The following is a 12,388-nucleotide window of genomic DNA, read 5'->3' on the forward strand; positions in this document are numbered from 1 at the left end:
CACAAAGATGGAATTTATGAGGAAGAAGGAGGGGGAAGGTCCTTGAGGAATCAATGAAACTCCGTGTGATTAGAGTATAGATTTAAAAAAAGCTCAGAGCCATGGCTCTGAGCTTCGTTACACCTATTCAAATAAAGACCAGATGTCATCTTCCACTTGTTCGCTGACGGCCCCGGTCCCGCCGAAGATACGGAAGTAGAACGATTCATTTTCCTTAACATAGGATTTCACCTGAGGGTCCAGATGATCTTTTGGTGTTAATAATAACGGTTCTCCTACACCATAGACCGACCCGCTCAGAGCGTCTGCAAAGTTAGCCCCTGTAGCAAGGTTGACTAAGGCAGGGTCTAAGGAAAAGTACTTAGCAATGGCTACGGATGTACTGTAACGGTTTTTTCCTGCAATACGTTCAGGGTAGGGAAGCTGTGTCAGGATGTTCTCTGCGATGACACCTGAGCCCCCAACGACATAACTGTAGTCATAGCCGCGGATGGCTTTTTGTGTGGCTGAAGGCAGGTAATCCCTTTCGGTCAAAAGGATCGGCATACCATTCATGGCTGCTACAGGTGCAATCGCTAAGGCATCCGGGAAGTTTCTGCCGTAAGCAATGACCGCTCCATCACTAAATGGAATTTCCGCGGCAATTGCTGCCGCTGTCTCATAACGGTTAGATCCTGATATTCTCTCTACATCTATACCGAGGCTCTTGAGTTTGTTTTCCACTTCTTTAGAAACGGCTCCAGTACCTCCAAGGATGGTCACATGGTCGGTTTCAAGTACCTCAAGCGTTGATTCTGTAATTTTTGGAAGACTGTTTTTCGTTGTCAAAAGAATCGGGGCATCGGATTGAAAAGCAAACGGTGCACCTGCAAGCGCATCAGGGAAGTCTGCCCCTGTTGCCAGAACAACGTTTTCAGATGGATAGCCTCCACTCCGACGGACAGCAATGGAAGCAGACGTATGATATCGATCTTTGCCGGCTATTCGTTCGATGTAGGGTTCATCTTCAAAGATATAAGGGCTCAGCATATAGGTCTCCCCATTATTGAGGTTGGCTGAGTCAGAAGCTTCCATGTAATAAACGCCGGGTTCTACGTAAAAACCGCCCGCATATCCATATTCATCACTGTCCTCGAAATAGCTGTCCACTTTAGAACCACCAGTGTCATAAAGGTTTACATTCAGCTCCATATCTGTGGTTTCTTCCTCGAAAATAAATAAGGAAACAATCAAATCTACTTCCTTATCTCCATTGATCTCGAGCTTGTAATAATCTTTATCATCATCTGAAAACGTACCAATCGCTACGTCTTCCGGTGTAATAGGATTAGCTTGTGCTCTCGTGTTGTTCGGTTCCTCTTCTTCAAATGCTCCCCAGTCATTATAACCGAGCAGCTCAACCTCCAGAGCATTCGGAGTCTGTTTCTGCTTTTTAAATTCCTCAAGATTTTTAAACTCCTGGCTGCTCCCAGCCAACACAGGACTCGTAAATAAAGTAGCCGCCAACAAAAAAGCTGCTGTAAAACCGATCGTTTTTTTCACTGGATTCTTTCTCTCCTTTTACTTTTTCTTCATGACTGTCGATCGCTGATCCCCATGTATCCTTCCATCACCTTCCAATTCATGATACTAAAAGGATTATATAGCAGGAAATTAACAAAAGCTATCTCTTTTAATTGACAAAATTCGACCTTTTCATAAAAAAACTAAGATGGATCAGGATCGTTAAAAAACTGATGTTGACAGATCTAAAGAAAGTCCTATATAATTAATCTCGAATTCAAGATATTTAGCAGCTCAAAAGTTGGGCTTTCTTTTATGTCTAATATCTCGAAGTCAAGAATATAGATACAAAGATGGTTGAGAAGACAACGGGGATGGTGACTCATATGGGTTGGATAGAAAAATTATTTGGAAAACAAAAGGAGATGGAAGATATGTCGAACGTTAAACTTGCAGTAATCTTTTATACAATGGGTGGAACGAATCATCAAATGGCCAAGTGGGCGGAAGAAGGAGCAAAAGAAGAAGGAGCTGAGGTGCGGGTGCTTAAAGTAGAGGAACTTGCCCCGCAGTCGGTTATTGAGGCTAACGAGACTTGGAAAGCAGCAGTCGAAGCTGCAAAAGACGTTCCAACAGCAACGTCTGAAGATATTGAATGGGCAGATGCGATTGTCTTCAGCATGCCGACACGCTTTGGCAATATGCCGTCTCAAATGAAACAATTCCTTGATCAACAAGGTGGCCTGTGGGCGAATGGAAAAACGATAAACAAAGTCGTAAGTGGAATGACTTCCGCACAAAATCCGCATGGCGGCCAGGAAGCTACGCTGCTTTCCTTATACACATCCATGATGCACTGGGGAGCCATTATTGCAGCCCCGGGCTACACCGATCCTGTCACCTTTGGTGCTGGTGGGAATCCATACGGAACAAGTGTAACCGTCGATCAAAACGGAAGCATGGTGGAAGATGTTGAAGCTGCCGTCAAGCATCAGGCAAAGCGTACAATCAACATCGCTGCCATGGTGAAGAACGGAAATCAATAGGGAGAGAAAGAGTCCATGGGTGCGTACCCGCGGGCTCTTTTTTACGAGAAAATTTCACGCGCCCCTGCCTATCGATGCTTATTCGAAATTCTCGATGATCGAGATATACTCATCTTTGGTCAGTGTATTCTGCCCGTCTGAGAACAGCGTGGATATCGTATATGTAATGCCATCTTTCTGCCAATAAGCGTTTCCGTGATTGCTGTATTGAACGTCTACTCCGTTATTGGTTGTGATTTTTTCTATTTGATCGCCACTGGCTTGGATAGGTCCTGGAACCTGGCTCATTTGAATATCTAGGATTCCCTTTTCAGAAGGAGCTTCAATATAAATGTTCAGCAGTTTCCCGTTCGGGGATTCACTGATCTCGGCTTTGGCCTGTTCGGGTTCAAAAGGGAGCAGTGTAGGTATTTCAGGTTTATATCCCAATTCTTCGATTATTGCAGGTAGATCCTTCACTTCAAAGGCATAGCCATCTGCTGAGGCGCTGCATCCAGCAGCTATAAAGATAAAAACCAAACTTGTAAGTAGTAGGACTTTCTTCATCAAATACCTCCTTATCCATAACTACGAAATTGTAAAAAAAAGGTTTCATTTTTTTGGAAGGATTTTAAGATTTTTTAAAATAAAGCTTTGTTAAAGTCTGTGGATGATTTAAGCCCCTGATATGAGAAGACGAAGGATGTTAGATGGCGCCGTTCCGCTTGTTGAGTAAGGGGCAGAGAAGCAAGTGGTTTTCAAGACAACCTTTTACTCAACGAACGGAATTTCTCCGACAACTTAAGTCTTAAAGAAACTAGTAATTTTACTGAGCTTTAACAGAGCAAGGATTTGAGTTCCTTGTACTGTGGAGCAGGATTGAGGAATAGTTGAAGAGAAGAAAGGACTCAAGGGATCGGTGCACTTTTATGGGAAGATGAATTGACTACTGAATAATAGAAAGGGGGACAACTGTGAGAAATAAAATTCAGAGTTGTTTTATTCACCTTGTTCATTTTGAAGAGTCGAAAGCGTGGTATAAAGAGGTGTTGGGATTTTCAGTTCTGGATGAAGGAGAAGGATATGTGAAATTTCAATTGGAAGGCCCGGACCTTATACTCCTGCAGGCACAGGTCGACGCCATCAACCCGCTGCCCTATGCGCCTTTCTTTTTTGAAACCGATGAATTGGAAGCCGATTATGCGCGATTGAAAGCAAAAGGGGTGAAGGTGGAACAAGTCGAACACTTCGGTGGATCGATGTACGGCTGTCATTTTTATGATCCGGAAGGCAACCGTTTATTAGTGTGTACTGCAGATAAGGATTCCTCTTAAAGATTTTCCATTTGCTGTGAGTAGATAAATCAATGGAATTTTTTGAAAACAATATTGACGGGATTTGGAAATTGCTATATAGTAAATGAAAATTTAAAATTTGCGTGATGAAAAGGACACCAGTTATGTCAGACGGTTATCAGAGAGGGAAGAAATGGTGAGATCTTCCTAACGCAGGGGCATAACTGACCACCTTGGAGCTGTAGGGGTGAAAGAAAAGTAGCTTCTACCGTTATGCCGCGATACGGCAGACCAAAGCCACGGACGTTTCATACGTTCTGGGAAATTGGGTGGAACCACGAGTGAACACACTCGTCCCTTACTTTAGGGACGGGTGTTTTTTGTTTTTCATCAAGATGAATCCCTGAATGATTTCAAGTGAAGGTGCATGAAAAAATTAAATCATGAGAAAGTGAAGAAAAGGACAGCAGTTATGTCAGACGGTTACCAGAGAGGGAAGAAATGGTGAGATCTTCCTAACGCAGCGACATAACTGACCACCTTGGAGCTGTAGAGGTGAAAGAAAAGGAGCTTCTACCGTTATGCCGCGATACGGCAGGCCAAAGCCACGGACGTTTTATACGTTGTGGGAAATTGGGTGGAACCACGGGTGAACACACACTCGTCCCTTCGTCAGGGATGAGTGTGTGTTTTTTTATTCTGATAAAAATAAAAAGGAGTGCTTGAAAATGAGTGAAAAAGACATTGTCGTTTCCTTTCCAGATGGAAACAAAAAGAGCTATCGGAAAGGCGTGACATTAGAAGAAATAGCCCAGTCGATCAGTCCAAGTCTGAAAAAGAGATCAGTGGTCGGCGAGGTGAACGGGGAACTTTATGATTACCGGAGGCCGATCCATGACGATGCAGCCATTGCTCTTCATGATTTGTCCTCTAAAGAAGGTGTCCAGGTGATGCGGCACACAGCCGCCCATATCATGGCGCAGGCTGTGCGGAGGATTTATGGAAACGTTCATTTAGGAGCGGGGCCGGTCATTGAAAACGGATTTTATTACGATATCGACGGGGCGGAAAGTATGAGTGTGGATGATCTGCCTGCTATCGAAAATGAAATGAAGCGGATTGTTTCAGAAAATTTAAAAGTGGAACGCGAAGCCGTCTCGAGGAAAGAAGCAGAGCACCTTTTTGCCAAAGACCCATTAAAGCTGGCGTTATTGGAGAAGATTCCTGAAGGGGAAGAGATTACAGTGTATCGACAAGGGGAATTCATCGACTTATGCCGGGGCCCTCATCTGCCTTCCACTCAGCATTTAAAAGCATTCTCGCTTACAAACGTTTCCGGCGCCTATTGGCTGGGAGATCAAAAGAATAAAATGCTGCAGCGGATTTACGGTGTTGCATTTTCCTCAGAGAAAGAGCTGAAGGACTATTTTTACTTCAGGGAAGAAGCGAAAAAAAGGGATCACCGTAAATTAGGCAGCGAGATGGATTTGTTTATGTTTTCTGATGAAGCACCGGGAATGCCGTTTTATTTATCCAACGGGCAGATCATGAGAAACGAACTGCAGTCGTTCCTGAGAAAGCTGCAGGGTTCTTTTCATTATGAAGAAGTCCAGACACCGATGATGATGAACGAGCGTCTGTGGAAGCAGTCCGGGCATTGGGATCATTATAAAGAGAACATGTATTTTTCTGAAGTGGATGATCAGCCGTTTGCTTTAAAGCCGATGAACTGTCCGGGGCATATGCTAATTTATAAGAACAAGCGTCGCTCTTACCGAGACCTTCCCATCCGTATGGCAGAATTCGGCCACGTGCACAGACATGAGTTTAGTGGTGCATTAAACGGCCTGCTCCGTGTACGTGCTTTCTGTCAGGATGATGCCCACATTTTTGCTGCCCCGAATCAGATTGAAGAGGAAATTATGTCGGCATTAAAATTAATGGACGATGTGTATCAAACATTCGGGTTTTCATATGAAGTCGAGTTATCGACACGTCCTGAGGATTATATGGGAGAAACGAGCTTATGGGACCTTGCTGAAGGGGCGCTGAAAAATGTGCTGGAAAACATGAACTATAATTACAAAGTGAATGAAGGGGACGGCGCCTTCTATGGTCCGAAGATTGATATTCATATTAAGGATGCTTTGAAGAGAAGTCATCAATGCGCAACCGTGCAGCTGGACTTTCAGCTGCCGGAGAAATTCGACCTATCCTATATCGACGAACAGAATGAAAAAGTACGTCCTGTCGTCATTCACCGGGCTGTCTTCGGTTCGATCGACCGGTTCCTAGGAATATTAATTGAACACTTTGCCGGCGCTTTTCCTGCATGGCTGGCGCCAGAGCAGGTGAAAATCCTGCCTGTATCAAGTAACGTTCATGAACCGTACGCAGCACAAATAGCAGACCGGCTGGTGGAGAAAGGCTTCCGGGTGGACCTGGATGCCAGGAATGAAAAGCTCGGCTATCGAATCCGGGAAGCGCAGATGAGCAAAGCTCCTTTTATACTCATTATAGGAGATCAGGAAATGGCGGACGGGTCGGTTCAAGTCAGAAAATATGGCCGGCAGGAGTCAGTAAAAATGAACATCGAGGACTTTCTAGTTATGATGACTCAGGTGGTTGAGAAAAAAGAGCTTCGGTAAGAAAAGGGAAGGGTGAAGGTTTCCGGTGCTGACCGGAGTATTTATCCTTCCTTTCTTATGTTTGTTGAACAATTAAAAAAGGTGGTTGTGTAGATGGATTGTTTAAAGAAACCCTATCTTTTGGCTTCCGTGTACAAGAAGCAGAAATTGATCCCTCTCAACCATCTTCACGTATTTGAAACAATTACCTGACTAAAACACTGACATCTTTTTCCTGGTTCCGATATGATAGAAAGAAGAGAGCACAAAGGAGGGAACCATTTGAATAAACCAGAAGTGCTGCTAAACGTTTTTTCATCTATGGACGGGAAAATAACGACGGCTCCCGGCCGTAATGTGTCGGAATGGACTGCGGCAGGGATTGACGGAGAGGCCCATGACGTCACCCATCGATTATACGATGAAATGGAATGTGACGGTCTCATTTCAGGCAGTGAAACGTTGATGGTGTACGGAAAAGACTGGGTACATCTGGAGAATCCAGTGTATGAACCAAAGAAATCAAAAGCCTATATCGTTTTTGACGGCCGCGGGCGGATCGATTGGCACCAGACAGAGGGGCTGCTTGTTGTCACGCGGGAAGATGTGTCAAAGGACTACCTCAATCAACTAACGGATAAGGGAATCGACTACATATTAGCGGGGAGAGGGAAACAGATTGATCTGCCTCTTGCCTTACATAAACTTTATGAAAAAGGATTTCGTAAGCTCGGACTGACAGGCGGCGGTTCCATGAACGGAGCTTTTTTGAGAGCAAAGGTCATTGATGAAATCAGTCTGGTTCTCGCTCCTTTAGCTATTGGAGGAACTTCAACCCCGTCGGTCTTTGACTGTGAGGACTTGAAAGATTTAGAGGGTGTAACCACATTAAAGCTTTTGAATGTCGATCGTGTAGGAAATGATTCTGTTCGGCTTCATTATGCTGTAATTGAATAAAGGGTGAAAATTCTCTTTTGTGATGGATGTTTTTTGATGGACTAAAGAAGCGGAAAGCAGACAGGGTGTATACAGTTGTAAGCCTATAAAATTTTAAAAATTCAAAAAGGCGGGGGATCGTCATGGAATTTGTAAATCTTCAACAAAGAGTAATCGAACTTGTACAGGGGGGTAAAAATAACGAAGCTTTATCCCTTATCGAAGAGGCAAAGCAGCAATTTCCTCATAAACTGGACCGCTTAGGGCATTGGAAAGCGAACCTCTACACCTTAGAAGGAAAGAAAGAGAAAGCAATGGCTGAACTAGAGGAAGTGTTGGAGAACGGACTGTGGTGGAATCCGGAAATTCTCACATCAGACCCTGAGCTCGAAGGGATTAAAGGGATGCCGGAGTTTACAGCTGTCATAGACAGATGTCAGTCGATCTTTGAGCAGGAACAACAAATCACCGAAATGAAGTGGAAAACATCGGGGGACCCGGATAATCAGAAGGTTATATTTCCTCTGCACTGGAAAGGATCCAATATGGAGGATTTCGCCCAGCAATGGTCTGAGGAAGAGATCTTAGCTGATTACTTCCTTGGAATTCCTCAGTCGTCTCAAATCTTCAGCTATAACTGCTACGCCTGGGATGACAGGGAAGTGGCTGTAAGCGACGTTCTTCATGCATTCCGTGCGTTTGAACAAAAGTATGATATAAAAGGTAAAGAAGTGATTCTTGCCGGTGCGTCCCAGGGCGGTCATCTTGCTGCTCTGATGAGTTTAAGAGGGGATGTGGAGGAGTTTAACGAGTTCATTGCCGTTGTTCCTGCCTTTGAAGCGGATGAAATTAAAGAAATCATAGAAACCAATCCTAATCCAAAAGCTAGAGGCTGCATCATCACCGGTGACCGCGATCCCTTTTATAAACAGGCACTGGAAACAGCAGATCTTCTAAAGTCACACAATATCCCTTGTGAACTTATGATGAAAGAAGGCATGGGGCATGAACTTCCGGAGGATTTCCCGGGTGTATTGAAAGAAGCTTCTGCCTTTGTAACAACAAAATAAGCAGGTGAATGAATCAACTGACAACATATGAACATGCATCCTTACGGTTATGGGAATCTCTTATTAGGGAGGTCCTCATGACCGTTTTTTTGTCTTTGAATTAAGAATTCCAAAAAATTCTAACACATGAGTTTTAGCTTTTGGCACACGTGGAAAACCCTCCAAACATTGATTGAATCTTTAATAAAAGGAGAGATATTTTGCGTTTCTTTGGAGTCGGTTTTGTCATAATTGCCGCTGTATTATGGGGAGTGACTGGAGGTCTTGCCGGCATATTAATGGAAAGAGGATGGAACCCGTTAGTCATCTCCTTTTACCGAGGAGCGGTGGGGTTTGTTTGTCTTTTCTTATGGTTTTTAATCCATCCAAAGCGATATGCACAGGGGGATTGTAAGAAAACGATCCTCTGGTCGATATTAGCTGGAGTTGGTGTCGTTGGGAACTTCAGTTTTTACTTCATTAGTATTTCTGAATCAGGTGTGGCTGTAGCTTCTACTCTCATGTATACAGCACCGGTGTTCGTGTTCATGATTTCCTTTGTATTTTTCAACGAGCGTGCGACCCTCTTCAAAATCATGGCTATCTTAGTCGTTATGGGCGGCATAAGTATGCTGACAAACATTTATGCCGTCGGTTTAAGCAATCTGGATTTTGTGGGGATCACGACTGGATTACTATCCGGTCTATCTTATGCTTTGTTTATCATCAGTTTCAAGTATGCCTGCAGTAACGGACGTGCGCCATTCCTATTAAGTATAGCATTTGCGACATTTACAATCCTGGTGTTTCCTTTTATTGATCAGAAAGAGGCATTTTCTGCCCTTTATTCGAGTGATGTTGTTTGGTTTATCCTGCTTGGGATTATGGGAGCAGGTCTCTCTTTTTTCCTGTATATCCAAGGTCTTAAATATACCTCTTCTTCTGCTGCATCGATTGTTGCGATGGTAGAGCCTGTCACAGCCTCTTTGTTTGGAGTAGTCGTTTTGGGAGAAGTGCTTTCTCTCATTCAGGCAGTTGGAGCGGGAGTGATTTTAGTTACCATTACCTGGCTGAGCGTGCGTTCAGGGGATTGAAAGATTTTCACCCGGGTCCTTCATGGACAAATGAGGCTGCGTAACGATCCGTTTTTATACTAGCAGACACTTCTATTTCAATCCTGGATATTAGTAATGATTGAAACGTTTACAGGATGTGGGTCGTATATAGAATAACAACCATGTAGTAGAAGGAGTGCTGAATGTCCTATGCCCAAATGTAATCATTGTCAGAATCAATGGTCGTGGATTGATTGTATGAGAAAAGCTTTCAGGCTGCGCAGTGAATTTATATGCCGTTACTGCGGTGCTAAACAGTACCAGACGCAGGCAAGCATGCGGAGGACTTCTCTGCTTAGCCTGATACCATTGCTTCTATTGCCGGTGGTCATCCTTTTTAATTTGTCGATTCCCATATCCCTTGCTTTCTTTTTTATAGCTGAGGTTCTGTACTTGTCTGTGTTCCCTTTCGTTCTTGAACTGACCAGCAAACACGAGCCGCTTTGGTAATCATGCTCATAGGCATCTATCCTTTTTCTGATCAGGATTCATAAGTGAACGAGTGTATATGATGCTCGTGATAGGGAGAGAGCGAAGCGTGAATCAGGGTCGTTAAGTGCGGTCTTAGTTAGAACAAGCGGTATTTCCTTGTCAGCGGGGCTGCTTTTCTTATAAAACGGAACCGGGATGGGAAACTGGCGATATCCAGACCAATCGCATAGGCTTCCTCATCAATCCGGTTCTTTTCTATAAGGAATTCTTCTGGATGGCCGGCATTGAGGAGCAGTTCCGTGTTGTACCATACATTCGTGCGGCAATAGGTTAGGAAGAAGGAGGACAGCGTTTCGTCACTTCGCTGCATAAAACGGTCGATCCATTTGAGTAAACGGGCGTGATGCTCAATCAGCTCCTCCTGGACGATATCAATAAGGTCGGCGAGTACATCATTGATTCGCTCATGATCTCTGCGTCTGTTTAACATGAGACGGGCATCCGGCCATATTTCATCTTCTTGAAGAATTTCGTGTAAGACAACGGGGAGATCTCTGTTGATGTGGGCGTTGATTCCAAGCAGGGCATCCTGAAGGACAAACGTTTGTTTTTCTTCAGCCATTTGAAAAGCAAGGGTCCAGGCTCTCGGACAAGTCCAGCTCTTCTCATAGGCTTCCATCGCATAAAAATAGTAGTGAGCAAACCGGACGAGGACACGCTCCATCCATATAGAGTCTATGAAAAAACCCGATTCCAGCCTGTGCTGCATTTGTTTTGTCATTAATAAGTAGACTCGATGAAAGACACAGCGGTAATCCTTCGTTTCATCAAGGTTTTTTAACCGGTTCCTCATTTGTTCAATGACGTCCTCCAAGGTTTCCAATTGACTAACAGGTTTGCTGATCGATTTCATTCTCCAGCCCTCCCTGAGTTTTTATGAATGATCAAAAAACAGGAGCTACTTTTAATGAATACATTTCAATAAAAGGATATATTCACCAGTATATCATGCTGTGTTTAATAATGGAGGAGGTTATCCCATCGGCTAGGCTTTACTTGTTTTAATATTCTTACAAAAGGACGTATAATGGCAGGGGAGTTGAAGACTTAGTTTCGATAGGATGGACATTTGAAACTAAGTCTTGTTTCTGTGCGGGTGTTTAATAGAGACTTTCGAAAATCAGAACTCACATGACTTACAAGAACACCTGCCAGCTTTAGTTCAGCTGCCATGAAAAAAGAGAAATGAAGTTTTATAAAAGGGAGAGAGTTACATGACGCAGTCGCTAATTTTTGATATGGATGGAACACTATTTCAAACCGACCGAATTTTAGAACGATCGCTTGAGGATACATTTGATCATCTACGGTCATTAAACGAATGGGACGCAGAGACACCTATCGATCAATACCGTGAAATTATGGGAGTGCCCTTGCCGCAGGTGTGGGAAACATTGTTACCCCATCACTCTATGAAAATGAGAGAATACACAGATACATATTTTCTGGACCGGCTCATTGTAAATATCAAAAGTGGACAGGGGGCTTTATATCCACATGTAGAGGAAGTATTCCGTTTCTTAAAAGAGAATGAGTGCTCGATCTACATAGCAAGTAACGGACTGAAACCATATCTAAAAGCCATTGTCGATTACTATCATTTAGACCAGTGGGTGACAGAAACATTCAGCATCCAGCAAATCGATTCGTTACATAAATCAGAGCTCGTTGGGAAGATCATTGAAAAATACAACCTGACAAGCGGCGTGGTTGTCGGAGACCGATTGTCTGATATTCGTGCTGCGAAGGATAATGGTTTTCTTGCTATCGGCTGCCATTTTGACTTTGCTAAGGAAGAAGAACTTCGGCAGGCGGATCGGGTTATTTTTGATCTGAAAGAGCTTGAAACGCTCGTTCCTCTATGGTCTAATTAAATACAGATGTGAAGCACTTCCAGGTGTGTACGGTGGAAGCAGGAGTTTTCCAATCAAAGTCATTTTCCGTTTATCTTATAAGCGAGTAGGTAAAAGATTAGTGGAGTCGTTTTGATACCCCGACCCCTACAGTATATAAACGGTACCCAAAAAATTTTAAACGTTTATATACCCTTACCTGTATGTGTGTATGGTAAGGATTATCATTCTAAGTGGCTGTGCTCACACCGACTAAAAAAGCGGTGCTTGCGGCAATCCATTCGTTCAAGCTCACTGACAGCGGGATGCCATCACTCACGGACACCTTCCTTTCATCTACTACCGGTAAATGATAGACAGCCATTTGTTTCTGGCCGTAGCACACCATTAGGGCCATTTTGGAAAGAAAGTAAATACGAAGGTTTTACAAACGATTTTAGCTGTAATGATTTTAGATGCAGTTAACAAAAATTTGAATCGAGAATTTTAGTTA

The 12,388-nt window shown here is 43.6% G+C and carries 11 protein-coding genes and 1 pseudogene; 8 read left to right on the plus strand and 4 right to left on the minus strand.

Going from position 1 to position 12,388, the window contains the following annotated elements; all coding sequences use genetic code 11:
• Positions 1-123 precede the first annotated feature (123 nt).
• On the minus strand, positions 124-1,542 hold the full coding sequence (locus LC036_RS18540; RefSeq protein ID WP_226577773.1) for a cell wall-binding repeat-containing protein: 1,419 nt from the start codon (positions 1,540-1,542) through the stop codon (positions 124-126).
• 395 nt (positions 1,543-1,937) lie between these two features.
• Here LC036_RS18540 and wrbA point away from each other — a divergent pair, with 395 nt between their 5' ends.
• Complete coding sequence (gene wrbA / locus LC036_RS02515; RefSeq protein WP_226577775.1) at positions 1,938-2,549, plus strand: NAD(P)H:quinone oxidoreductase; 612 nt, start codon at positions 1,938-1,940, stop codon at positions 2,547-2,549.
• A gap of 78 nt (positions 2,550-2,627) precedes the next feature.
• Here the strand turns inward: wrbA and LC036_RS02520 are convergent, their stop codons facing one another.
• A complete protein-coding gene (locus LC036_RS02520; RefSeq protein WP_226577778.1) occupies positions 2,628-3,095 on the minus strand; it encodes a hypothetical protein in 468 nt (155 codons plus the stop codon).
• Positions 3,096-3,502: 407 nt separating this feature from the next.
• Here LC036_RS02520 and LC036_RS02525 point away from each other — a divergent pair, with 407 nt between their 5' ends.
• The 6 genes from LC036_RS02525 (at position 3,503) to LC036_RS02550 (ending at position 10,000) form a co-directional block, all read left to right on the plus strand.
• The gene (locus LC036_RS02525) at positions 3,503-3,862 is read left to right on the plus strand and encodes a VOC family protein (protein WP_226577781.1); all 360 of its coding nucleotides are present in this window, start codon (positions 3,503-3,505) and stop codon (positions 3,860-3,862) included.
• 689 nt (positions 3,863-4,551) lie between these two features.
• Complete coding sequence (gene thrS / locus LC036_RS02530) at positions 4,552-6,471, plus strand: threonine--tRNA ligase (RefSeq protein ID WP_226577784.1); 1,920 nt, start codon at positions 4,552-4,554, stop codon at positions 6,469-6,471.
• Between the two features lie 261 nt (positions 6,472-6,732).
• Entirely contained in the window at positions 6,733-7,407 is a 675-nt protein-coding gene (locus LC036_RS02535) for a RibD family protein (RefSeq protein WP_226577786.1), read from the plus strand.
• Positions 7,408-7,529: 122 nt separating this feature from the next.
• Positions 7,530-8,456 carry an alpha/beta hydrolase gene (locus LC036_RS02540; protein WP_226577790.1) on the plus strand — a complete coding sequence of 309 codons (927 nt, stop codon included), beginning with the start codon at positions 7,530-7,532 and terminating at the stop codon, positions 8,454-8,456.
• A 200-nt stretch (positions 8,457-8,656) separates the two neighbouring features.
• Complete coding sequence (locus tag LC036_RS02545) at positions 8,657-9,529, plus strand: DMT family transporter (protein ID WP_226577793.1); 873 nt, start codon at positions 8,657-8,659, stop codon at positions 9,527-9,529.
• A 171-nt stretch (positions 9,530-9,700) separates the two neighbouring features.
• Entirely contained in the window at positions 9,701-10,000 is a 300-nt protein-coding gene (locus tag LC036_RS02550) for a TIGR04104 family putative zinc finger protein (RefSeq protein WP_226577796.1), read from the plus strand.
• A gap of 118 nt (positions 10,001-10,118) precedes the next feature.
• On the opposite strand, the gene LC036_RS02555 is transcribed toward LC036_RS02550, so the two are convergent.
• The gene (locus tag LC036_RS02555; RefSeq protein ID WP_226577799.1) at positions 10,119-10,895 is read right to left on the minus strand and encodes a DUF5995 family protein; all 777 of its coding nucleotides are present in this window, start codon (positions 10,893-10,895) and stop codon (positions 10,119-10,121) included.
• A 346-nt stretch (positions 10,896-11,241) separates the two neighbouring features.
• Here LC036_RS02555 and LC036_RS02560 point away from each other — a divergent pair.
• Positions 11,242-11,916: pseudogene (locus LC036_RS02560) on the plus strand (HAD family hydrolase); the annotation flags it as partial.
• A gap of 208 nt (positions 11,917-12,124) precedes the next feature.
• Here the strand turns inward: LC036_RS02560 and LC036_RS02565 are convergent.
• A complete protein-coding gene (locus LC036_RS02565) occupies positions 12,125-12,283 on the minus strand; it encodes a hypothetical protein (protein ID WP_226577804.1) in 159 nt (52 codons plus the stop codon).
• Positions 12,284-12,388: the final 105 nt, after the last annotated feature.

The sequence above is a fragment of the Halobacillus litoralis genome (genome assembly GCF_020524025.1).
GTDB classification, from domain to species: domain Bacteria; phylum Bacillota; class Bacilli; order Bacillales; family Halobacillaceae; genus Halobacillus; species Halobacillus litoralis_D.